The sequence below is a fragment of the Desulfovibrio sp. 7SRBS1 genome (assembly GCF_049723905.1).
In the GTDB taxonomy this organism is placed as follows: Bacteria; Desulfobacterota; Desulfovibrionia; order Desulfovibrionales; family Desulfovibrionaceae.
Genome location: NZ_JBJKFD010000001.1, coordinates 3,778,524 through 3,800,930, shown reverse-complemented (window position 1 = coordinate 3,800,930; position 22,407 = coordinate 3,778,524). Strand labels below are relative to the sequence as shown.

Sequence of the window (22,407 nt, the reverse complement as noted above, 5' to 3'; positions counted from 1 at the left end):
AAAACCAGGTGGAAGCCCTGGTCCAGGCTGGTGGCCGTTCACTGCCGCATAGGCAGCTTAGAAAATGCATAGCTCAGCCCCGTCAGCTTTGTACCCGTTCACTGCCGCATAGGCAGCTTAGAAATGCAATGGCTGTATGCGTCGCTTGGGCCGAAGTGTTCACTGCCGCATAGGCAGCTTAGAAATTCCATGCCTCGTTCAGGGTCAACTCTTTTTTCGTTCACTGCCGCATAGGCAGCTTAGAAATAGCTGCAATCCTGGCGATTGCGCGTCTATCCGTTCACTGCCGCATAGGCAGCTTAGAAATGTAGTGGGATGCACCCATGTCTCTCCTGGCTGTTCACTGCCGCATAGGCAGCTTAGAAACACACGCGCCACCGTGCCGTGGGAAACGGAAACGTTCACTGCCGCATAGGCAGCTTAGAAATGGGCTTTCAGCTTGGTTTGCAGTTCATCGCGTGTTCACTGCCGCATAGGCAGCTTAGAAAAAGATGGAAGCCGTGGACGGAAAGGGGGGCAACGTTCACTGCCGCATAGGCAGCTTAGAAATCAAACGCCTGTTTGATCTCATCCCTTTCGCCGTTCACTGCCGCATAGGCAGCTTAGAAATCAAACGCCTGTTTGATCTCATCCCTTTCGCCGTTCACTGCCGCATAGGCAGCTTAGAAATCAAACGCCTGTTTGATCTCATCCCTTTCGCCGTTCACTGCCGCATAGGCAGCTTAGAAAGACGACGACCACCGGGCGCTGGCCACAACCCTGTTCACTGCCGCATAGGCAGCTTAGAAAGCACTGCTGCGGCATTATGGGTACGCGGTGGCGTTCACTGCCGCATAGGCAGCTTAGAAAACAGCCTCGGAATAGTACCCGTTGGAGTCGCCGTTCACTGCCGCATAGGCAGCTTAGAAACAATCCCCGCCGCCAGACCAGAGCGACGTGATGTTCACTGCCGCATAGGCAGCTTAGAAATGATCATCCGGACGGGTCACAACTCCATGACGGTTCACTGCCGCATAGGCAGCTTAGAAAGCCGGTGCCGGGTTGCTGGGGCGGCTGCTGTTCGTTCACTGCCGCATAGGCAGCTTAGAAATATCCCCTTTGGCATCCATGCCGCACACAGCTGTTCACTGCCGCATAGGCAGCTTAGAAAATTAAAACACTTATACAGATGGTGCACAAACTGTTCACTGCCGCATAGGCAGCTTAGAAATACATCGAATTCCTCGCCGCAATTTTCACAGTGTTCACTGCCGCATAGGCAGCTTAGAAAGCATCAATAGCCCGCTTCAAAGCATTGGCCTGAGTTCACTGCCGCATAGGCAGCTTAGAAATTTACAGAAGAGCGCACCGGGAAACCCAGGTAGTTCACTGCCGCATAGGCAGCTTAGAAACTGGCCCTTGGAGTGCTGGGGTTGTAACCTGCAGTTCACTGCCGCATAGGCAGCTTAGAAAAATCGAATTAACTACCGACTGTTTATGGCGGGGTTCACTGCCGCATAGGCAGCTTAGAAACAGAAGAACGTAACTAAGAAGGTAAAATATGTGTTCACTGCCGCATAGGCAGCTTAGAAATATCAGTCCCAACACTGCCAGCACTGTCCCAAGTTCACTGCCGCATAGGCAGCTTAGAAACGCCACTGCTCACGGGTCCAGGCGTTTGCCGTGTTCACTGCCGCATAGGCAGCTTAAGAATTTGAGGCCGCGCCAGACGAGAACGTGTTATTGCCCCGGCCCTTTCCCAAAAACTTATTGAAATGACCAGGCTCGAAAGACCGTTTGCGACAAAAAGTGCGGGCTTTATCCGACCAGGCACTCCCCAATTTTTCCTTTCCTCTTCACCTTAAAGCCAACCCCTTGCAATAAAAAGCCATCCAATCGCATAACCTCTTCCACTCAATCGGCATGACTATCGACACAAAGTCTTTCCTTGTTTACCATTGCCCATTCTGCGAGGTGAAGCTCAGCCAATAGAACACGACACACCTCTGCCAGCTCAAATCCGTATCAAAGCACTTTTCCCATTCGAGCGCGAAGTAAAACGGAGACCTTTCATGGACAAACAGAAAGTCACCAAGCCATTTTCTCCATCCGATCTCAAAACAATCCTGCACTCCAAACGAGCAAATATTTACTACCTTGAGCAATGCCGGGTGCTCGTCAACGGTGGACGGGTGGAATACGTGACCGAGCAGGGAAAACGCTCCATGTACTGGAACATTCCCATAGCAAACACAACCACCCTTCTGCTGGGTATGGGCACCTCCATAACACAGGCTGCCATGCGGGAACTGGCCAAGGCCGGAGTCTTGGTCGGATTCTGCGGAACAGGCGGCACCCCGCTGTACAGTGCCAACGAATTCGACATCGAAGTCGCCTGGTTCTCTCCGCAAAGCGAATATCGGCCGACCCAATATCTGCAATCGTGGGTCAAATTCTGGATGGATGAGGAGCTGCGGCTTCAGGCTGCCCGCAAATTGCAAACACTACGGCTGGAGTATCTTTGCCGGGAGTGGGCACGACGCGATGCAACCAGGGAAGGATTTGAGATTGCGCAGGACGCCTTAGTAAAGCTGGTAAAGCAGTCGGAACAGCATGTCCTGGACGCACCGGATGTGGAAGCCCTGTTGACCGAGGAAGGCCGCCTGACAAAAGCACTTTACAAACTTGCCGCCCAGGCAACGGGATACGGCGAATTCAGCCGTGTCAAACGCGGCGCAGGGATGGACCCGGCAAACCGTTTCCTCGACCATGGAAATTATCTCGCCTACGGGCTGGGCGCGACCGCCACCTGGGTGCTCGGTCTTCCGCACGGCCTTTCCGTTCTGCACGGCAAAACGCGTCGGGGCGGGCTGGTGTTCGATACCGCAGACCTTGTCAAAGACGCACTCATACTGCCACAGGCGTTTCTGTCCTCCATGCGGGGCGACTCGGAACAGGAATTTCGCCAGACATGCATTGAAAATCTCATGCGCTCGGAAGCCCTCGACTACATGATAGACTCCCTCAAGGCCATCTCCGAGAACCCCTGGGTGGCGCAGGCATGAACGTACTGCTTGTATCCCAGTGTTCCGGCCGTGCGATTGTTGAAACCAGGAGAGTGCTCGATCAGTTTGCCGAACGGCGTGGCGAGGGAACCTGGCAGACGCCCATAACGAAAAACGGGCTGGATACCCTCCGCAAGCTGTTGCGCAAGACCGCCCGGAGGAATACGGCCGTGGCCTGCCACTGGCTGAAAAAAAACGGCCGCACCGAACTTATATGGATTGTCGGCAATGCCCGGCGGTTCAATGCGGTGGGAGCTGTTCCCACCGACACGACAGAGCGGGATATCCTCCGAGCCGACGACGAAAACACCTGGCACAGCCTGCCGGTCATCAAAGTGCTGGTCGGTCTGGCTGCCCTGTTCCACGACTTCGGCAAGGCGAATGCGGATTTCCAGAAACGCCTTCGCACGCCCAGGATGGAGCGCAACCTTTTCCGCCACGAGTGGATTTCCCTCTGCCTGTTTGCCGCGTTTGTTCGAGACGGCAACTCCGACATAGAGGCCAGGGACGGAGGCGACGAACAATGGCTTAAACGGCTCGCGGCCATTTCCGCCGATGACGAGATCTGGAAAGCCCCCCTGGCTGCGGACTTGAGCGATAAGCAAGCCCTGCCTTTCGAATCATTGCCGCCCTTTGCCAGGGCTGTGGGCTGGCTTATGGTTTCCCACCACCGCCTGCCCAAACAAAACAAAACAGACAACAAGGACAAGAAGCTAGGAACTAGCCTTCTGAAAAACATGCCCGACTGGATCCAGGCCGGTTGGAACGAACCTCTCCCCGCCCCATTTCCCGGCTCCAAAGAAAGCGCCCCCTACTGGACCTTTGCCAAGGGGCTGCCGCATCAATGGGAGTCGTGGCGCAAACGTGCCACTCATCTGGCCCAAGAGGCCCTGCGTCTTCCAAACAACCAGCGCGAATCCTGCCTGACCGATCCTTACATCATGCACCTTTCGCGGCTGTGCCTCATGCTGGCCGACCACGGTTTTTCCAGCCTCCCCAGCAAAATGACCAGGAAGCCCGTGCCCGCCCTGTACGCCAACACCAAGGCAGGCCATACGGATCAATCCCTGGAGGAGCATCTTCTGGGCGTGGAACGGTTCGGGCGCAGCGCGGCACGCATGCTGCCGCGCGTTGCAGAGGAGTTGCCACGCCTGGCCCAACACAAACTGTTCCGCAAACGCACGGCAATCAAAAAATTCCAATGGCAGGACAGGGCCGGCGACCTGGCCGCCTCCGTACGCGTGCGCAGTGCACAGCAAGGGGCCTTTATTGTAAACATGGCCTCCACCGGCTGCGGCAAGACCCTGGGCAATGGCCGCATCATGCACAACCTGGCGGACGAATCCAGGGGCATGCGCTGCGCTTTCGCCCTCGGCCTGCGTACGCTGACGTTGCAGACGGGCCGCGAGTTCCGCAAATTACTGGGCCTTGGCGAAGACGAAGTTGCCATCCGCGTGGGTGGTACCGCCAGCCGCAAACTTTTCGACCATTACCAGCAAAAGGCCGAGGAAAGTGGAAGCGAATCCTCCGGCTCCCTCATGCCCGACAACAGCTATGTGCACTTTGAAGGCAACCCGGACGCCTTGCCGGGCATGCACCACCTGCTGGACAATCCGCACGCCCGCAATCTGCTCCTGGCTCCCCTGCTGGTATGCACCATAGACCACCTTGTTCCGGCCACGGAAAGCCTGCGCGGCGGCCATCAGCTCGCGCCCATGCTACGCCTGCTTAGTGGCGATCTCGTCTTGGACGAACTGGACGACTACGGCATCGAGGACCTGCACGCCGTAACTCGTCTGGTTTACTGGGCGGGCCTGTCGGGCAGCCGGGTGCTTATTTCGTCGGCCACGCTTCCTCCATCACTGGTGGAGGGGATGTTCATGGCCTACAGGCAAGGCCGCCGGATTTTCCAGCACAACCAGGGGGAGGCTACCGACCGGGAACTTCCGGCGTGCTGCTTGCGGCCGGTGTGCTGCTTGTGGATAGACGAGTTCCACTGCACAGGCCACGACTGCTCGTCAGAAGACTTTCAGGAGCACCACGCGGCCTTTGTGGAAAAGCGCCGTGCCCAGCTGCAAAAGGCTCCGGTACGGCGGCGGGGAAAAATCGTACGTGTGGAGACAAACGGCGAGGATATCCGCACGGCCTTTGCCGCCACCATCATGCAGACCGCCCAGTCCCTGCACCGAAACAACGCCAGCCCCGACCCGCACAGCAACAAACGGATAAGTTTTGGACTGGTGCGCATGGCTAATATCGGTCCCCTGTACGACATCGCCCAAAAGCTCTTTTCCCTGGGCGCGCCCGAGGGCGTGCGCATCCATCTATGTGTCTACCACTCCCAATTCCCCCTGCTGCTCCGTTCCGCCATAGAACAACGGCTGGACAGAGTGCTCAACCGCAAAGATCCCCTGGCCGTGTTCGACCAGCCTGACATACGCCAAACCATCGACGCGTGCCCCGAGCAGGACCAAATCTTCATAGTTCTCGCCTCGCCGGTGGCTGAAGTCGGGAGGGACCTGGATTTCGACTGGGCCGTGGTGGAGCCGTCCTCCATGCGTTCCATCATCCAGCTTGCCGGACGCATCCGACGCCACCGCGACGAGCCATGGGACAAGGTCAACATCGCCTTGCTGCACACCAATGTAAAAGCCTTGGAAAAGCCAGGAGAGACCGCCTTTTGCCGCCCAGGTTTCGAGTCAAATGCAATCGACAAGAAGTTGAAAAGCCACGATCTGGACCAGCTCCTGGCCTCGGCAGAATACGAAACCATTGACGCGCAGCCGCGCATTGTCGCGCGGGAAAATCTGGCCCCACGTTCAAGCCTTGTGGATCTGGAGCATTCCAGTCTGCAACAGCTCATGCACAAGATAAAAAAGAAGGACGTGGGCGCCTACTCCTGCTGGGATGTGCCGCAAAGCATGCTCAGTGGGATGCTTCAATGGAAATATCCTTTTCGAAAACAGACAAGAAAAGAAGTGGACGTCTGGCTGAAGCCTGACGAGGACGGCGAAGACTACACGTTGCACTGGGTATTCTCGCACCGGGGCCAATCCCAAAATGTTTCCGACGAGCTAAGAAACCACCGTCTGGAAGATGAGGTCTGCACCGGCGTGCGCGTCAGCCCCTGGGGCGCAACCGATTATATGCAGGCTTTACGAGAGCTGGCCGACGAGCTGGACATGGAATTGGAAACCTGTGCCCGGCGCTTCGGCCTGGTGACGCTTCCAGAAAGCACAAACGGGTGGTGGTTCCACCCGCTGCTGGGGTTCAACATATTTCACGACTAAGGACAGAACATACAACCACCGTGGGAGGTGTGTATGGACGAACAAGATACGCGGCAAAGGAGATTCAAAAGGGCTATGGAGGAATTTTTAGCAACCTTAAAGCCAGAACCCCTAAGTAAGCTATACAATAAACAACGGGGGGATATTCCAAAAGAAAATCTCAAGGAAAAACTGACGAAAGAACAGTTACTGGAACGAATCAATCTTGAGACATGGCTTCAGGAATTTGTTGCGGTTGCCAATAAAATGGAGGTTAGGACTCATACTTTAAAAGGAATACATTCAAAGGCAAAGGGTACAAATATCTTTTGCAACCCAGCATCCATGCCCTGCCTGCCAGTCCTAGGAAGTTGCCACCTAAAAAAAGGATATCCACTGGATATCGCTCGGGATGCCGGACTCAGTAGTTATGCAAGATTTTTACGAGTTCGCGTCGAGGGGAAGACGCTGCTGGACTGGACCAAGGAGCAGAACCCCGACCTTAAAGCAGCTTTGGGAACAAATCTCGGCCCACAAATATTCAACGCCGTAAATGCGTTGTGGGAAGCAACCCCACCTGTGTCCCACACACTGGCCAAACAAATCTACTGGCTCACAGGTGATGATCCTTGCGATGACGAACAATACCACTTGCTCTCTCCACTCTATCCCAGTTCCTTGGCACAAGTTGTCCATGAACGCCTGCAGGAAGACCGAGGCAGTGATGAAGCTAAAAAAGCAAGAAAAGCGAGAAGCAAAGGGGAGTACTCCTCTTACGTTATACACGACTATAGTTACTTGGCAGTACTGAAATTGGGTGGAACAAAACCCCAAAATGTAAGTCAGCTTAATGCCGAACGCCGCGGAACAAACTACCTTTTGGACTCGCGTCCTCCAAGGTGGACCCTCCGGGAACTCCAACCGCTGAAAGGCACCACCTCCCTGTTCACCCGCTTTGGCAAACAAAGGGAATGCGCAACCCTGGTCGGCAAACTTAAAAGGTTTCTGGAATCCGATCCTCCAAAGAATATGCAGGCCCGAAACACGCGGGATGAATTCATCGATTCCATCGTGGGCGAATTCATTTTGTACGTGGATAGGCTGCTCAGACTGGAGCCGGGATGGACCGCTGCCCCGGAATGCCAGCTTCCCGCCGTTGAAAAACTGCTGGTCGATCCGGGCAGAGCCGAACTCGACCCGAACTTTGCCGCCGAACGGGAGAACCCCGACTGGCTGGACGAAATAGCCAAACGGTTCGGGCAGTGGCTCAACAGCCAATTGCGCGACAAACTGCCCATGGGCGACGTTGAAACCATATTCTGGTCGGATGAATTCAAGGAAATCATCAGTTATCCGCACAGTCGGCTGGTCTTTGAACTCGATGGGCCAAAGGAGGACCGCCATGGTTGAATTACCGGAATACGACGGTATCCTGGTGCTGCCCCGCCTGCGGATACAAAATGCCAACTGCATTTCTTCCTCCTTCACCTGGGGCTTTCCCTCCATTACCGCCTTTATGGGATGTATGTGGGCCTTGCAGCGCAAGTGCCAAGCCAGGGAATCCAAATTCGAGGACGTGCAGTTCAAGGGCATGGGCGTTGTCTGCCACGACTTTGCCCCCCAGGTGCACAAGGGAAATTTTGAGCACACCTTTCACCTCACCCGCAATCCGCTGGACCATAAGGGCAAAACCGCGCCCATTGTGGAGGAAGGCCGCGCCCACATGAATGTTTCCCTGCTGCTGGCCTACGAAGGAGCCCCTCACGACTTCCCCGACAAACACCAGGATACGCTGCTGCGAACCATACAGGATGCCCTTGCCACCATGCGTGTGGCGGGCGGAACCATCCTTCCGCCGCGCTACAAAAGCCAGGAGCCACGGTTTATGGGGCTGGCCGAAGATGATAACCGCCAAGCCCAATTTATCAAGGAGCGTCGGCGGTTTCTCCCGGGATTCGCTCTGGTTTCCCGCGACGACCTGCTTGCCGAACGTGTACGGCAACTGCGCAGCCATACCCCGGACGCTTCGCTGCTGGACGCATGGCTGGACCTTTCCCGCTGGAATTCCCGCGCTGTGGAAGTGGAAGAAAAAAACGAAAAGACCGGAGCCGTCACCAAGACCATAGAATGGCAACGGGACAAGCGCGACGGCTGGCTCGTTCCCATCCCCGTGGGCTACACAGCCATCTCCGAGTTGTACCAGCCCGGCGACGTGCTCAATGCCCGCGACGCCTCCACCCCGTTTCGCTTTGTGGAAAGCGTCTACTCCATGGGCCAATGGATCGGCCCGCACCGTTTGCAGGATGTGGGGGAACTGCTGTGGTTCGCCCATACGGATGAAGAAACAGGCTTGTATTGCTGCCGCAACATGTATGCCGACCTGAAAAAAACAGAAGAGGAGAGTGCATAATGGCTACCTTGAAGACCGCATCTGTTCTGGCTTTTGAACGTAAACTGGACCCGTCGGACGCCCTGTTTTTTTCCGTGGACTGGGAAGACCGCTCCCACTCCAATAAATGGCAGCCTGTTGCGGTACGGGAAAAATCCGTACGCGGCACCATTTCCAACAGGCTCAAAGCCAACGAACAGGACCCGGCCAAATTGGACGCGCAGATAGAAAAGCCCAATCTGCAAACTGTGGACGTAGCAACCCTGCCGCCTGCCGCGGATACGCTTGTGGCCCGCTTCACCCTTCGTGTTCTTGGCGGAGTTGGCGCACCTTCTGCATGCAACAATGCGGACTATCAGGAAAAACTGCAGCAGACCGTGGCCGGATATGTGGAATCCAACGGCTTTGGCGTTCTGGCCAAACGGTATGCCTACAATCTGGCTAATGGCCGTTTTCTGTGGCGCAACCGCATTGGCGCGGAATCCGTGGAAGTTGAGGTTCGCCATCTGGTTGACGGCAAGGCGCAGAACACCTGGACGTTCAACAGCCTCGACCTTCCGTTGCGCGAATTTGCCTATGACACCCCTGCTGCCACGGGCCTCGACGACCTTGCCACCGTGGTAGAATCCGGCCTTTCCGGCAGCGCCCACGCACTGCTTGAAGTTACGGCCTTCTGCCGCATGGGTGCCGGACAGGAAGTTTTTCCGTCGCAGGAATTGATCCTGGACCGCGAACGCGGGAGCAAAAGCAGGACACTCTACATGGTGAGCGACGTGGCGGGCATGCACTCCCAAAAAATCGGCAACGCCCTCCGCACCATAGACGACTGGCACCCCGAGGCTGCGGAGTTGGGCCCCATAGCCGTGGAACCTTACGGCTCCGTAACCACTCAGGGCAAGGCATGCCGCCAGCCGCAGCAAAAACAGGACTTTTACAATCTGCTGGACGGATGGGTGCTCAAGGACAAAGCCCCTACCCTGGAAAACCAGCACTACGTTATGGCGGTGCTTATCCGCGGCGGCGTGTTCGGAGAAAAGGATTCCTAGCCATGGACAGCTACATCGATATCTGCGTGCTCCCCATGCCGGAACTGGCGGACGCGCACATACTGAACACCGTGTATTCCAAGCTGCACCTTCAACTTGCCGCGCTGAAAACAGGCGGCATAGGGGTGAGCTTTCCCGAAGTGGACGAAAAAAAACACAGCCTGGGCCAATGCATCCGGGTGCATGGCAGCAAAAACGAACTGGAAGCACTTATGGCGACGCGGTGGATGCTGCGCTTGCATGACTATGCCTCGGCAGGCTCTATTTCAAGCACACCCACAGGTGTGCAGCATAGGGTTGTCCGCCGCGTGCAGGTAAAAAGCAGCCCGGAACGGCTGCGGCGCAGGCTGATGAAACGCCAGAGCGTAAGTGAAGAGGAAGCCAGACAGCGGATTCCCGACACCATCGCACAAAAGACAAAACTGCCCTACATTAGTGTGCAGAGCGCAAGTACCGGGCAACGCTTCAAGCTATTTATCAGCCACGGCGCATTGCAGCCTGCCCCCTCCACGGGGACATTCTCGGCATATGGTCTGAGTGGGAAGGCTTCCATTCCCTGGTTTTAACCCTTTTCCAACAAGGCCCAAAAAGTAAACGTAATTTCAATGGGTTACAATTTGGGCTAAAAAAAGGGTTTTTAGGAGAAGAATGGCGAAAACCATTGCAATGGCTATGGTTGCAGCTTTTTCCGTCTAGTTCACTGCCGAGTAGGCAGCTTAGAAAATTTGCAGGCACGGCCACATCCGTAGCCGGAGAGTTCACTGCCGAGTAGGCAGCTTAGAAAGACCGCCCAGGTGATGGAATGAGTACGCGCCTTGTTCACTGCCGAGTAGGCAGCTTAGAAAACCAGACGGCGCCCATACTAGCGAATGATAGAGTTCACTGCCGAGTAGGCAGCTTAGAAAAGCAGACGTACCAAAGGGGAGTAGGGTACTCGGTTCACTGCCGAGTAGGCAGCTTAGAAAATGGTTTGGTATGCACTGCCAAACATGCCTTCCGTTCACTGCCGAGTAGGCAGCTTAGAAAGGTATGGAGCCGGTGGACAGCCGCAGGTAAGCGTTCACTGCCGAGTAGGCAGCTTAGAAAAAGAACGGATCGACTCAATGGCTGCCGACGAAGTTCACTGCCGAGTAGGCAGCTTAGAAAGGTCGAAAAACGGGTTTCGGACGCTACGCACGGTTCACTGCCGAGTAGGCAGCTTAGAAACGACAGATAATTGAAATTGCGTTGTGTGGAAAGTTCACTGCCGAGTAGGCAGCTTAGAAACGACAGATAATTGAAATTGCGTTGTGTGGAAAGTTCACTGCCGAGTAGGCAGCTTAGAAAAGACAGAAGAGAGTGATCTGCACCTGCTCACCGTTCACTGCCGAGTAGGCAGCTTAGAAATCGAATACGACAACCACCGTACCGCTGACGGAGTTCACTGCCGAGTAGGCAGCTTAGAAATCGTTTGTCAGCGTATTGACTGCGGAAACCAACGTTCACTGCCGAGTAGGCAGCTTAGAAACGTATCAACGCTTCCCCAGGGCTTTCAGCGGAGTTCACTGCCGAGTAGGCAGCTTAGAAAGCGTGTGCTGCGCGACTTGCAAGCGCTGGTAAGTTCACTGCCGAGTAGGCAGCTTAGAAAAAGGGGACCTGATTGAAGAAGGTATGAAAATATGTTCACTGCCGAGTAGGCAGCTTAGAAAACTGAGCCATGAACTACACACCAGAGCAACTAGTTCACTGCCGAGTAGGCAGCTTAGAAATTGAGCAATTCGTCAAGGGTGTCGCCCGCCGTGTTCACTGCCGAGTAGGCAGCTTAGAAAATAGTACGGGGAGCGGAACGAGCGCGTAGCACGTTCACTGCCGAGTAGGCAGCTTAGAAAGGATGGCGCGGATATTACCGCAGCGCCCGAAGTGTTCACTGCCGAGTAGGCAGCTTAGAAATTTCCTGAAGTTTCCGCCTGTAATTCGGATCAGTTCACTGCCGAGTAGGCAGCTTAGAAATCGGGTGCTATACCTTCTGCCGGCGTATGAATGTTCACTGCCGAGTAGGCAGCTTAGAAATAATCTCAACGTATACGCCGGGTATTCTCATTGTTCACTGCCGAGTAGGCAGCTTAGAAATGGTGAAGGGCGGTGTGGAGCTTGCCGTACAGGTTCACTGCCGAGTAGGCAGCTTAGAAAGCTAATTATCTCATATGCTCGAAGGTCATCCAATTCACAAAAACTGTCCGTAAATCAAAATTCTCAGCGATTTTTCCCAACACACCTTCCTGCCAACCCATTTGTCGGGAAACTCCCTCACATATATTCACAAATCAAAAGAGGGAGTTTTCATTGGAAACACATTTTGCAAAATATCTCCGGTACATTCTGGAGGAATGCAATCGACGTATGTTCCGTCATGGAGCCAATGGTAAAAATGAATCCCCTGCTCTCAATATCTGGTGCATTCACGATCTGGCCAAGGGCGCCATCCGAGAAAAAAGATTCTTTGCCAATCACAGACTGGAAAGAATGCACCTAAAGCATCTTTCTATCTATAATGATGACGGCTTTCTGGAAAAGTCAGGATACCATGAAGCACGGGAAACAGTCGGGACCTTTTCGCCCTCCCTTTCTCTGGACCAGTCCATTACCCCGGCAATCCGAGACAAAACTTTAATACGAAAGCCCCACAGACGACACAATGAGAAGAAGTGAACACCTGGGTTCATACGACTTCATCAAAAAAATGGGGACAGAGTGGGGACAGGCGAGGATTTTGACAAAAGGAAAAGTGGAGACAAAAAGGCTAAAACAGAATGTAATGTATTGATTTTATTGGCGGAGAGGGAGGGATTCGAACCCCCGGATGGTTTCCCATCAACGGTTTTCAAGACCGCCGCATTAAACCGGACTCTGCCACCTCTCCGCAGGATGGATTTTTCATGTAGTCGAAAGCGGCAGGCAATTCAAGTATATCCTGAGGTGTCCAATCCCCCCATCTTCTGAAAAAAAGATGCCAAGCCGCCCTTTTCCAATAATTACATAATTACGGGCAATTCCCGGCCTGTCTGGCCTGCCGGTGAAAGAAAAAAATATTTTTTTAAAAAACATTGTTGACAAGCACACTGGTTTGGGGCAAAAGCACTTCTCCAACGGCGTGGGGCTGTAGCTCAGTTGGGAGAGCGCTTGAATGGCATTCAAGAGGCCGTGGGTTCGATTCCCTCCAGCTCCACCACCAAAGAAAATCAAGGCTTGGAAGAACATCTTCCAAGCCTTTTTTCGTGGAATATCCCCCAAGATACTATATGACATGAGACGAATGGCGGCAGGCTTTTGTGTCACGGGAGTGCCCGCCTGCTCCCCGGAAAGGAGATGGTCATGCGTATATTGGTTCTGGCAGCCCTGTTGTTGCTGCCTCTGTTTCCTGCAAAGGCGTTGGGGAGTGACGCGCTTTCCCATGTGGGTATCCACATCTTTTCAGTTGGATACACTCCGACCAAAAGTGAGATGAAGGGGATTCTCTGGTATCCCACTTCGGCTGCAACGCACCGGAAGGTCCTTGGACCATATACATTGGAAGTGGCCGAGGATGCGGCCATAACAGCGGGAAAGCATCCGTTGGTTGTTATTTCGCACGGCAATCAGGGGAGCCATCTGGGCCACCGCGACACGGCCCTCTACCTGGCAGAAAGAGGGTATATGGTCATCTCGCTCCTGCACCCGAAGAATAATTTTATGGATAACTCTGCGGGAGGGACGAGAAGCAATTGGGTCAATCGTCCCCGTCATGTTTCGGCTGTGCTGGATTGGATTTTGAAAGACGCCGCATACAAGGACGCTGTTGATGACACGAAAATCGGCGTCATCGGGCACTCCGCCGGAGGCTATACGGCGTTGGCGCTGGTTGGGGGAATGGCTGATATGGCGGGCCTTGATGCGTATTGCGACAAGCAAAGCGACGATCCTGTTTTTTGCGGAGAAGCAAAAAGCACCCGCACAAGATTGTCGCGCATGTCCTCGAATGACCAGGCAGAGAGTGATGATCCTTTAGGGGTATTTCGTGATTCAAGGATCAAGGCGGCGGTCTTGATGGCTCCTGTTGGCATATTGTTTCGTGATGCCAAATCGCTGTCCATGGTCACGGTCCCTGTTTTGATATTTCGCGCCGAGAAGGATGAGATTCTTCGCTTCCCCTACCATGCCGAGTCCATCAGACAAAAACTGCCAGTACCGCCCCGATATATCGAGGTGAAAAATGCAGGGCACTACTCGTTCCTTTCGCCGTTTCCTGAAGAGAGGAAAAAAATCGTCGGTGCTCCGGCACACGATCCAAAGGGTTTTGATCGCGCAGAATTTCATAAAGAGATGAACAAGGAAATCTGCGCCTTCCTGAACGCCTCCCTGGGACATTAAATGGCTTTCAGGAGGCCGGGAGTTCAATTCCCCCAGCCCCGCCACTCTATTTTCCGAAAGGCCCGGTCGGCATGTTACCAACCGGGCCTTTTCTTTGGTGAACCTGCCGGTGAAACGGATGTGAGCCTTGGTAAGGCGCTGGGAAGGACAATAGCGGGGAAAGGAATCATACTTTTGAACAAATCCATATTTCGGGAAGGAGCCTGATGTGGATGATTGCATTGGCGGGTATGCATCCGAATGTAAACATGGGGTAACGTCGTATTTTTGGATGCATACCATGTCTGACATTATAAATGCTTTAACATCGGCCGGGCTGCATATTAAACACTTGAATGAATTCACGGAAAATTTTTATGATTCCGGAGAAATGGAGCATGTCGAGGACAAGGGGCTCTATCGCTATCAATACAACGTGGACAAGTATCCCATGTCGTTCAGCCTAAAGGCCACGGTGTATAATAAATAATCTGCAAACAGAAAGAGTGTACAGATATAGTATTCACCTGAAACTCGCCGCTCTTGACGAGGTGCACTGCAGGCGGCCCCTTCGGTCGCCTTTTTTTGTCCCGGGGTTGGCAGTCTCCCCAAATACATGGTTTGGCGTTCTGCCGTTCCTGTTTCGGTCTTGATGTGGTTTTGCCCCCTGCCTGCTCTTCCTTATCGCAGTGGCAGTGTCGTGGAGTATCGTTGGCCCACGAAATAAAACCAACCTGATATTGCTCCCCTTCATAGCAATATTCGGGTGGTCAGCTGGGATTGGGTTGGTTATCTCTCATGGAGGAGGCAAAAATGGCTGCCAACAAGAGACATTCACAACAATCCAACGACTACGCCAAGATTGAACAAGCCATCAACTTCATTGATGCAAACTTCAAATCCAGGCCATCTCTCGATGACATCGCAGAGAGTGTCCAGCTCAGTAAATTCCACTTCAACCGTCTTTTCAAACGCTGGGCTGGAATCGGGCCCATTCAGTTTTTGCAGTTTCTCACGCTGGACCACACCAAGAAAAAACTGGCCGAGGCCAAAAGTCTGTTGGCAACATCTCTGGAATCGGGCCTTTCCGGCCCAGGCCGGTTGCATGATTTGTTTGTGACATTCGAAGCCATGACTCCTGGGGAGTTCAAAAAACATGGTGCCGGGCTTCCAATTGAGTATGGATTTTGCGACTCTCCGTTTGGGGAATGTCTGCTGGCGTTCACCAAACGAGGGATATGTCACCTGGGCTTTGTTCAAGATGGCAGGCAGGACGCTCTCGACCGGCTTATGGAAACATGGCCGGGAGCACTCTTCAAAGAAAATCCCCAGGCAGTGGCACCTCTCGCCAGCCAGCTGTTCCCCCTGGCAGGGGCACGGCAAGCCCGCCCTTTCAACTTGTTGGTCAAAGGGACGAATTTCCAGATCCATGTCTGGAAGGCCTTATTGCAGATTCCTCTTGGGAGTATGGCAACGTACCAGGATATTGCCGAATATATGGGCCGCCCAACAGCATCCCGCGCCGTTGCCAACGCCATTGCCATCAACCCGGTTGCCTTTCTGATCCCCTGTCACAGAGTCATTTCCAAAACCGGCAAGATCCACCAGTATCGATGGGGATCTCCTCGCAAAAAGGCCATTGTGGGGTGGGAAGCTGCATATGCCAGCACGCACGGGCAGGGAGACAACGCCTGACTGACAGCCAGCCCAAGGGCAAGCTGAGGCAGGATGGTACGAAAGTACGCGTGCACCGCCCTATTTACAGTCAGTCCCCTTTATTCATTTCCAAGCGCCTTGATGAATTCCATGGTGTCCGGGATGTCGGCCATGGAGCTGGCATAATGCACAGCGCGGATGATGCCTTTGGTATCAATGAGCATCTGGGCTGGCATCCGACCGAACTTGAGGAGTTTGACTTCTTGGCCGTAGCTTTTGGAGACCGTATTTTCGGGATCGGGCAAACCGATAAAAGGAATGGATTCCTTTTCCCAGTATTTCCTGAAAGCTGCTTGTTTTTCCGGGCCGATGACCAAAACTTCGATGTTCTTTTCCGCCAGCTTGTTCGCTTCATCACGCAACTGCGCCATGTGCCTGCGGCAGAAAGGTCAAACAAAACTCCGGTTGAAAACGAGCAGGACGTTTCTTTTGCCTCGGAATTGCGAAAGAGAGACGAATTGCCCATGAATATCCGCCAGATTGAAATCCGGCGCGATTTCGTTCGCCCGTACACGCATGATTCTGCTCCTTATTGCCTGGTGCTCACACATTGTACCATTGCAGGCGCGTTCCTGTTTCACAGGAAAAGGAACCTGCACGTCCCGAAGCTTGAGATGGCCTTTGGGGATCACTCGGCCCCGCCTACGTTGAAATGCCGCCTTACGATGCAGATCAAGCCAGGGGAGCGACACCAGTCGTTCTGCAAAGAGAAATGCGTCCATGCGTTTCGGCTTTTCAGTTCGAACCCGGGGCCGAGTGAAGTTTATGATGGTCTTGCGGTACGTTACCCAGCCAGCAGTTCCGGCTTGGCGTAATCCGTGATGTCGTTGCCGAAGTGGACATACACATCATCCAAGCCTTTGACTGGAATCCAGTAACCGTCCACACACCCGCCGTTCTGGGGACTCACGGCAACTTTGCGTTGGGCTTCGCCGGACTTGAGCATTTTATTGGCCAGACAGCCGGGGCAGACTCGGTCGCGCGGGTACAAGGAAAAGCATTTGATGCCCTCGGAGATACCCGAATCCTTTGCCTTCTGGTTCACCGCCAGAACATCACGGTTGGCATGAACAAGCATCACGGGTTCGGGGTACAATCCCCACATTGTATCAAAGGCTTCAAGAACGGATTGCTCTACTGATTTCATTTTTTTGCTCCTTTGCATGTTGTTGGAGTTACGGAAAATTTTCATTGCCATGGTGTGCGCAATGGCGGGCATTCAAGGGCCAATGCCATTTCAGGCTGCCGCCAGATAAAGCTCCAGGACAAAAGACATGGCCACTGCATGGAAACCATAAACAGCCATATACGAAGGAATTTTACCGCGCAGGCCGGTCAGCAGTCTGAAAGCCAAAATCAACAGATAGAAAATCCAAATCACGGCCGGAAAAAGTATGCGGGGCGAAGTCAGATCAACAAACCCATACTTGGCTTCATAAAGAATCACGCCCATGAAAAGCCCCAGCCCCATGGCGACAAAACCAACAGCCAGGGAGGCGAAGAGACAACGGTCCAGCTCATAGAGGCTATGGCGAAACGTCTGGCCCAATCTCCACGCCTTTGCCTTAATCGTCCTTTCCCGCTTCAGATAGATAAAGGCGGTTACAAAGGTGACTCCGAAAAACAAATATCCCAGAGAACAAACAATGATATGAAGAGGTAAAAGGACCTGCATGGCTATCTCTTCTTTGCTGAACGTCCGTGCTGCCCAGCGGGCTTTTTCTCTTCGCCCAAAGTCCCGGACTCGTTCGTGACTACATTTTTTTTACGCAACCACATCCTGTGTGCGACCTTTCCAAGGATTCCCGTCAGAAAAGCCGTGGCTACAAAAACACCCATTACGACTTCCAAACCCCGCGACGAGATCCCACGGCGGGGGGATTCTCTCCATGGGCGCGCAACGTTTTCACGTATTTTTTCCACCCGGGGCACACAGCGGTGTGCCATATCCACAGCCTGCCGAGAAACGACGATGGCGCCTGCTCAGCTTTCTTTCGCAGCTTGCAGGTGTCGCACGACATTGCGGGTCTGTTGTTTTCTTTTCCCACTATGACCTCCTTTGGTGAAAGCCGCTTTCAAAGCGACGATACGGCAACATGACCCAAACCAACCCCAAGTTCATCTCAGAATTGCAACGAGATGTAACAAGTTGTTTCAGGGGGTTAGATACATTTGGATACACTTCGTTGCAGGTGAGAAAAGCCCTGCCCCCTTGTTTGCGATAGACGAAAATCATCTTTAGACCCCGACGTGGAGGAACAGATGAAAAGGATTTTGGTTCTTGGTATACTGGCTAGTGTTGCCGTGGTTGGTGCCTGCACGAAATTTTCCGCAATGAAGGGACCTTTCGACGGCAATAAAATCAACCCTGATTTTATCGAATATGTAGCGGACAAGGCGGAAGACAGGCTGGATTTGACGAACGAGCAGCGTGATCAGTTCAAGGCAATGGTTGAAAAAATAGCAGCCAGGATGGTTGAACAACGCCCCCAGGTGGAAGCGCTGCGTGAAAAAATGGCTGATGAAGTTCGCAAACCACGCCTCGACATGGACAGTATGGCGGCATTAATGAAGGAACGCATGCACCTCTTCAGCACTATCATGAAAGAAGAGAAAGATGATTTTGTCCTTTTTCATGCACAGCTGACGCAGAAGCAAAAAGAAGCTTTGGCCCAACTGATTCTTGACCATGGCAGAAAGGGCTGGCACGGCAGCTTTTAGCACCTTGGATTACGACGTGTGCCCTGTTGGGCACACTCCCTTCTCACATCACGCGAGGAAAGAATGGCAAATACCATTTTGGTCATCGAAGATGATGCCGATCTCCAGCAACTCCTGAAAGAGTATCTTGGCGGATTCGGCTATACCGTCCATTCCGAAGGAGAGCCCGAAGCAGGTCTGAACGCCTTCAAATCCCTTTCTCCCGACGTGCTCATTCTGGATGTCATGCTTCCCGGAATGAACGGCTTCGAGGTCTGCCGCCGAATTCGCCAAACCTCCCAGGTCCCGATCATCATGCTTACTGCACGTGGTGATGTCATGGACCGGGTGGCAGGCCTTGAACTCGGTGCCGATGACTACCTGCCCAAACCGTTTGAACCGCGTGAACTCGTTGCCCGCATCCAATCCATCCTGCGGCGCAGTCAAAATACCACGATCAATGAAATAGGGGAGTTCGGTCCTCTTCGCATCGACTTCGAAGCCCGTGCGGTTGTGCTTGATGGGGAAGATATTGGCCTGACCACCAACGAATTCAACGCCCTTGCCATTTTGGCCCGCACCCCGGGAAAGATATTCAGCAGGGACGACCTTATGCAGGAGCTGCGAGGTCTGGACAGCGACTCCTTCAACCGCTCCATAGATATCACCATGAGCCGTATTCGACAGAAGCTTGGCGACGACCCGAAGGTTCCCACATACATCAAAACAGTATGGGGAACCGGCTATGTCTTTATCGGGCGAGGAAGCGTGGATGGCTAGAGTTTGCCGAAAGGTCAGGCAATCCCTGTTCACGAAGTTGGCACTGGTGCTCATTTTTGGGGTATTGGCCATCAATGGCGTTACCATGCACCTCTACAGCACCCAGAAACGTGAACACGACACCACGTTGAACCAGGGCTTGCTGCAGTATGCCCGCCACCTTGCCACCCTGGTAGGCTCCCCGCCGGACAGGAGCAAGGCCGAAGCCCTTGCCCGCCAACGTCCCATGCGCATTACCTATACGGGAAAAACACCCTGGGTGGTGGGCGAAACAGAAAAACGATTTCCAGCGCGGTTCCTCGCACCGCGCTTCAGCCAGGATGGAATTGAAATACTCAACCTCCATGAAAATTACAGGCTGCGTGTTTCACTTGCCCCCAATGAATTTCTGACCTTTGACTTGTTTTCCACCAAGGCAGAGCGGTCCGCGTTGTGGCAATTCGGGATATACTCCCTCATCAGCACCTGCCTGATCATGCTGGTCGTCTATCTTATATTACGGTTTCTTCTTCGGCCCATTGAATGGTTGACCGAAGGGGCCGGATATATCGGGGACGGCGAGCTTGATACGCGTGTGCAGACGAGAGGCTCGGGACAACTGAGAGAGCTGTGCGAAGCCTTCAACCAGATGGCCTTTCGACTGGAAAGCCTTGTGATGGGCCAGCGGGATTTGCTTCTCGGGGTAAGCCATGAGTTGCGAACCCCGCTCACACGCCTCAAACTCCGGCTGGAAATGCTCACAGGCGAGGTCGACACTTCGGCTCTCAAGCACGATGTACGGCAAATGGAAGCCATGATCACCTCGCTGCTGGAAACAGCGAAAATGCATCATGGAATCGATGCCCTCAGCACACGGCAGACGGATATGGCCCAACTTGTTGCCGAGGTTACGGAAGGGTACCGGGACCAGCCCCCCGGGATTTCATCAGACATCCCCGAAAGGCCTGTCATGGCAATGATCGATTTGGACAGGATGACCATGGCCCTGGGCTCCCTGCTGGACAACGCAATCAAATATTCAACCCCGGACAGTGCCCCAGTTGAAATATCCCTGCGGGAAGAAGACGACGGGTTCAGCATCGTGGTCAAAGATTACGGCATAGGCATCCCGAAAGAATCAATGAAGCATCTTTTCGCCCCCTTTTACAGGGTGGACGAATCGCGCACCCGTACCACGGGAGGCTATGGTCTGGGGCTTTATCTCTGCCAGGCAATCATAAAATCCCACGGAGCCCGTATGGAAGTGGAAAGCTCCTTGGGCGTGGGAACTGTGTTCCGCATAGTCTTCCCCCGCCAGAATATCAGTTGAGCACATTGGGTGGTCGGCTCTGCCCCTAGTCCTCGTTGGGGCAGGCAGGGGTGCTGAGTAAGAGCTGATAAAAAGCCAGGTCGAGCCATTTACCGAACTTGAAGCCGACCTGAGGCAGCGTGCCTACATGCTCGAAGCCGAATTTCTTGTGAAGGGCAATGCTTCCGGCGTTTTGCGCGTCGATCCCGCCAACCATTGCATGAAATCCGTTTTCACCGGCTTTTTCTATCAGCCCCCGCAGTAGGATTTTCCCCAGCCCCTGGCCGCGAAAGTCCTTATGCACATACAAGGAATGCTCGATTGTATACTTGTAGGCAGGCCAAGCCCTAAACGTGCCGTAGCTGCCAAATCCCAAAAGAATTCCTTCCTCGTTTTCCAGGCCGATAACCGGATATCTGTTGACTCGTTTCGTTTCAAACCACCCTGCCATGCTCTCGCCCGTCCTGAGCTTGTAATCATACAGAGCGGTTGAATTGACGATGGCTTCGTTGAAAATATCCAGAATGGATGCAGCATGCGACTCAAACGTGCATTGCACGAGCGTGGTATTCATGGGGAGCCCTTCTCTGGGGTTGATATTGCAACTCTTTACCGGCACGTGTTTACCGCAGGGTTGGCAAACACGCCATGGCTATCCACAACCATGGCGAGGCTTTTTCCAGGCACCGCCTCCCAAAAGCCAAACGCCCCCGGCTTGGGGGATCTGCTCACTTTCCATCGAGTTCGCGCAAAATGAACCGGACTCTCTCCTCGACCGCGGCAAACGGAACCCGAATCAGCTCATACCCGAAGTCGCCATACGCCTTGTGCATTGCCTCATATGTTCTTTGTGCCTCGGCAAAGTCCTGCTTCCGTTCTGCATCTTGTATGAAGATCTCCCTCCAGGGCGGAAAAATGAACACTTGCCCGTAGCGAAGCGAGGAACAGCTGGAAAGCAACGCATGCGTTGGTTCCAGGCCTTCGAGAAGTGAATACCCATACGTGTCTATGATTCCCCTATCAAAAAAAGTAGGGCCGCTGTGGTGGCGATGCAATGCATGGGCCCGGAGTTCCTCATCCAACATTCTGTCCCGAAATGCCTGTTTGTTCTGCCAGGGCAAGGCATGGCCCGAGTGTTCAAGTTCCTGGCGTATGATTTTCCGCCCTGTTTCTTCCGAACAATTGTAGCCAAGTCGTCCCAATGCTTCGAGAACCGTACTTTTCCCCGAGCCAGGGCCCCCGGTAAGAACAATATAATTTGTCATGGTCAGATACGCCCCTGTTTTGATTTGCGAGAGTGAACCAAGATTTGCCGACGGCAAGACGAGAGCTGCAAGCCTTGCCTTGCGGCGCAACAAGAGATTGAAAAAAGTCGTGGGATGAAATGGAAATGAAAGGCTTAAAAAAGAAGAGATATACAAAAAAGCGGCTTCACTTGAAGGTGTAAAAGTATTGCCTAAAACAGGGTGAAAAACAAGGCCCCCCCGCAGGACGATATCCCGTTGGTTACGGGCAAGCGAATCAATCAAAGGGCAGTGGGAGCCAAGGTCCTCAGTCCCCCATGCGGAATTGCAGGCACCCGGCGAAACCGGGGTATTGAGCAGGTTGATCGAGATTGTTTTTTTGCAGGCGGTCAGGGGACAGCCCCAAGCGAACGGGCAGCAGGAAGGACACGGTTCGGCAGGATTTATCGCGGCCTTTGCAGGACCCCAACGTGTCCAAGGCGCTCAAGGCCATTCACAACGCCCCCGGCACAGGCTGGACAATCGAACCCCTTCGCACGCGGGCATCTCCCGGGCACGCTTTGCCG

17 protein-coding genes, 2 tRNA genes, 1 pseudogene and 2 CRISPR repeat arrays (1 of these 22 cut by a window edge) are annotated in these 22,407 nt (G+C 53.7%); of the genes and pseudogenes, 13 read left to right on the top strand and 7 right to left on the bottom strand.

The window, feature by feature from the left end; all coding sequences use genetic code 11:
• A CRISPR array of direct repeats spans nucleotides 1-1,692; the repeat unit is 28 nt; unit sequence GTTCACTGCCGCATAGGCAGCTTAGAAA (it extends 569 nt beyond the left edge of the window).
• Nucleotides 1,693-2,051: 359 nt separating this feature from the next.
• From cas1f to cas6f, 6 genes are read left to right on the top strand one after another with little or no spacing between them, the layout of a single operon-like run.
• Nucleotides 2,052-3,044: a type I-F CRISPR-associated endonuclease Cas1f gene (gene cas1f, locus ACI0FJ_RS16850; RefSeq protein WP_424305275.1), complete on the top strand. Its 993-nt coding sequence runs from the start codon at nucleotides 2,052-2,054 to the stop codon at nucleotides 3,042-3,044.
• Nucleotides 3,041-6,334: a type I-F CRISPR-associated helicase Cas3f gene (cas3f, locus tag ACI0FJ_RS16845; RefSeq protein WP_424305273.1), complete on the top strand. Its 3,294-nt coding sequence runs from the start codon at nucleotides 3,041-3,043 to the stop codon at nucleotides 6,332-6,334. Before cas1f ends, cas3f begins: the two co-directional genes overlap by 4 nt.
• Before the next feature lie 33 nt (nucleotides 6,335-6,367).
• Nucleotides 6,368-7,723, top strand: a complete 1,356-nt coding sequence (csy1, locus tag ACI0FJ_RS16840) for a type I-F CRISPR-associated protein Csy1 (protein ID WP_424305272.1) — start codon at nucleotides 6,368-6,370, stop codon at nucleotides 7,721-7,723.
• Entirely contained in the window at nucleotides 7,716-8,723 is a 1,008-nt protein-coding gene (gene csy2 / locus ACI0FJ_RS16835; protein WP_424305270.1) for a type I-F CRISPR-associated protein Csy2, read from the top strand. The genes csy1 and csy2 overlap by 8 nt, the downstream gene beginning before the upstream one ends.
• Nucleotides 8,723-9,748: a type I-F CRISPR-associated protein Csy3 gene (csy3, locus tag ACI0FJ_RS16830; protein ID WP_424305268.1), complete on the top strand. Its 1,026-nt coding sequence runs from the start codon at nucleotides 8,723-8,725 to the stop codon at nucleotides 9,746-9,748. The genes csy2 and csy3 overlap by 1 nt, the downstream gene beginning before the upstream one ends.
• A gap of 2 nt (nucleotides 9,749-9,750) precedes the next feature.
• Nucleotides 9,751-10,314 (top strand): type I-F CRISPR-associated endoribonuclease Cas6/Csy4, encoded by a 564-nt coding sequence (gene cas6f, locus ACI0FJ_RS16825; protein ID WP_424305267.1) that lies wholly within the window; start codon nucleotides 9,751-9,753, stop codon nucleotides 10,312-10,314.
• Nucleotides 10,315-10,443: 129 nt separating this feature from the next.
• Nucleotides 10,444-11,917: a CRISPR direct-repeat array (repeat unit 28 nt; unit sequence GTTCACTGCCGAGTAGGCAGCTTAGAAA).
• 640 nt (nucleotides 11,918-12,557) lie between these two features.
• Here cas6f and ACI0FJ_RS16820 read toward each other — a convergent pair.
• Nucleotides 12,558-12,647: transfer RNA gene (locus ACI0FJ_RS16820), tRNA-Ser, on the bottom strand.
• Nucleotides 12,648-12,880: 233 nt separating this feature from the next.
• On the opposite strand from ACI0FJ_RS16820, the gene ACI0FJ_RS16815 reads away from it, so the two are divergent.
• The 4 genes from ACI0FJ_RS16815 (at nucleotide 12,881) to ACI0FJ_RS16800 (ending at nucleotide 15,808) form a co-directional block, all read left to right on the top strand.
• Nucleotides 12,881-12,956, top strand: a tRNA-Ala gene (locus tag ACI0FJ_RS16815).
• A gap of 344 nt (nucleotides 12,957-13,300) precedes the next feature.
• The gene (locus ACI0FJ_RS16810; protein WP_424306590.1) at nucleotides 13,301-14,134 is read left to right on the top strand and encodes an alpha/beta hydrolase family protein; all 834 of its coding nucleotides are present in this window, start codon (nucleotides 13,301-13,303) and stop codon (nucleotides 14,132-14,134) included.
• Between the two features lie 280 nt (nucleotides 14,135-14,414).
• On the top strand, nucleotides 14,415-14,603 hold the full coding sequence (locus ACI0FJ_RS16805) for a hypothetical protein (RefSeq protein ID WP_424305265.1): 189 nt from the start codon (nucleotides 14,415-14,417) through the stop codon (nucleotides 14,601-14,603).
• 323 nt (nucleotides 14,604-14,926) lie between these two features.
• On the top strand, nucleotides 14,927-15,808 hold the full coding sequence (locus ACI0FJ_RS16800; RefSeq protein ID WP_424305263.1) for a methylated-DNA--[protein]-cysteine S-methyltransferase: 882 nt from the start codon (nucleotides 14,927-14,929) through the stop codon (nucleotides 15,806-15,808).
• Nucleotides 15,809-15,888: 80 nt separating this feature from the next.
• On the opposite strand, the pseudogene ACI0FJ_RS16795 reads toward ACI0FJ_RS16800, so the two are convergent.
• From ACI0FJ_RS16795 to ccsA, 4 genes and pseudogenes are all read right to left on the bottom strand, one after another.
• Nucleotides 15,889-16,206, bottom strand: a pseudogene (locus ACI0FJ_RS16795) (peroxiredoxin family protein); the annotation flags it as partial.
• Nucleotides 16,207-16,218: 12 nt separating this feature from the next.
• Nucleotides 16,219-16,551 carry a hypothetical protein gene (locus tag ACI0FJ_RS16790; RefSeq protein ID WP_424305261.1) on the bottom strand — a complete coding sequence of 111 codons (333 nt, stop codon included), beginning with the start codon at nucleotides 16,549-16,551 and terminating at the stop codon, nucleotides 16,219-16,221.
• 62 nt (nucleotides 16,552-16,613) lie between these two features.
• Complete coding sequence (locus ACI0FJ_RS16785; protein ID WP_424305259.1) at nucleotides 16,614-16,976, bottom strand: hypothetical protein; 363 nt, start codon at nucleotides 16,974-16,976, stop codon at nucleotides 16,614-16,616.
• 90 nt (nucleotides 16,977-17,066) lie between these two features.
• Nucleotides 17,067-17,504, bottom strand: a complete 438-nt coding sequence (ccsA, locus tag ACI0FJ_RS16780) for a cytochrome c biogenesis protein CcsA (RefSeq protein ID WP_424305257.1) — start codon at nucleotides 17,502-17,504, stop codon at nucleotides 17,067-17,069.
• Between the two features lie 587 nt (nucleotides 17,505-18,091).
• On the opposite strand from ccsA, the gene ACI0FJ_RS16775 reads away from it, so the two are divergent.
• From ACI0FJ_RS16775 to ACI0FJ_RS16765, 3 genes are all read left to right on the top strand, one after another.
• Nucleotides 18,092-18,550: a Spy/CpxP family protein refolding chaperone gene (locus ACI0FJ_RS16775; protein WP_424305255.1), complete on the top strand. Its 459-nt coding sequence runs from the start codon at nucleotides 18,092-18,094 to the stop codon at nucleotides 18,548-18,550.
• A gap of 63 nt (nucleotides 18,551-18,613) precedes the next feature.
• A complete protein-coding gene (locus ACI0FJ_RS16770; protein WP_424305253.1) occupies nucleotides 18,614-19,309 on the top strand; it encodes a response regulator transcription factor in 696 nt (231 codons plus the stop codon).
• Entirely contained in the window at nucleotides 19,302-20,618 is a 1,317-nt protein-coding gene (locus ACI0FJ_RS16765) for a sensor histidine kinase (protein ID WP_424305251.1), read from the top strand. The genes ACI0FJ_RS16770 and ACI0FJ_RS16765 overlap by 8 nt, the downstream gene beginning before the upstream one ends.
• Nucleotides 20,619-20,643: 25 nt before the next feature.
• Here ACI0FJ_RS16765 and ACI0FJ_RS16760 read toward each other — a convergent pair whose 3' ends face one another.
• Entirely contained in the window at nucleotides 20,644-21,171 is a 528-nt protein-coding gene (locus tag ACI0FJ_RS16760) for an N-acetyltransferase family protein (RefSeq protein WP_424305249.1), read from the bottom strand.
• A 154-nt stretch (nucleotides 21,172-21,325) separates the two neighbouring features.
• Nucleotides 21,326-21,862, bottom strand: a complete 537-nt coding sequence (locus tag ACI0FJ_RS16755; protein ID WP_424305247.1) for an AAA family ATPase — start codon at nucleotides 21,860-21,862, stop codon at nucleotides 21,326-21,328.
• Between the last annotated feature and the right edge of the window lie 545 nt (nucleotides 21,863-22,407).

Coding starts and splice junctions, on each gene's coding strand:
- cas1f (WP_424305275.1), top strand. CDS start 2,052: ATGGACAAACAGAAAGTCACCAAGCCATTTTCTCCATCCGATCTCAAA.
- cas6f (WP_424305267.1), top strand. CDS start 9,751: ATGGACAGCTACATCGATATCTGCGTGCTCCCCATGCCGGAACTGGCG.
- ACI0FJ_RS16785 (WP_424305259.1), bottom strand. CDS start 16,976: ATGAAATCAGTAGAGCAATCCGTTCTTGAAGCCTTTGATACAATGTGG.
- ACI0FJ_RS16775 (WP_424305255.1), top strand. CDS start 18,092: ATGAAAAGGATTTTGGTTCTTGGTATACTGGCTAGTGTTGCCGTGGTT.
- ACI0FJ_RS16805 (WP_424305265.1), top strand. CDS start 14,415: ATGTCTGACATTATAAATGCTTTAACATCGGCCGGGCTGCATATTAAA.
- csy2 (WP_424305270.1), top strand. CDS start 7,716: ATGGTTGAATTACCGGAATACGACGGTATCCTGGTGCTGCCCCGCCTG.
- csy1 (WP_424305272.1), top strand. CDS start 6,368: ATGGACGAACAAGATACGCGGCAAAGGAGATTCAAAAGGGCTATGGAG.
- ACI0FJ_RS16770 (WP_424305253.1), top strand. CDS start 18,614: ATGGCAAATACCATTTTGGTCATCGAAGATGATGCCGATCTCCAGCAA.
- ccsA (WP_424305257.1), bottom strand. CDS start 17,504: ATGCAGGTCCTTTTACCTCTTCATATCATTGTTTGTTCTCTGGGATAT.
- cas3f (WP_424305273.1), top strand. CDS start 3,041: ATGAACGTACTGCTTGTATCCCAGTGTTCCGGCCGTGCGATTGTTGAA.
- ACI0FJ_RS16790 (WP_424305261.1), bottom strand. CDS start 16,551: ATGGACGCATTTCTCTTTGCAGAACGACTGGTGTCGCTCCCCTGGCTT.
- csy3 (WP_424305268.1), top strand. CDS start 8,723: ATGGCTACCTTGAAGACCGCATCTGTTCTGGCTTTTGAACGTAAACTG.
- ACI0FJ_RS16800 (WP_424305263.1), top strand. CDS start 14,927: ATGGCTGCCAACAAGAGACATTCACAACAATCCAACGACTACGCCAAG.
- ACI0FJ_RS16755 (WP_424305247.1), bottom strand. CDS start 21,862: ATGACAAATTATATTGTTCTTACCGGGGGCCCTGGCTCGGGGAAAAGT.
- ACI0FJ_RS16760 (WP_424305249.1), bottom strand. CDS start 21,171: ATGAATACCACGCTCGTGCAATGCACGTTTGAGTCGCATGCTGCATCC.
- ACI0FJ_RS16765 (WP_424305251.1), top strand. CDS start 19,302: ATGGCTAGAGTTTGCCGAAAGGTCAGGCAATCCCTGTTCACGAAGTTG.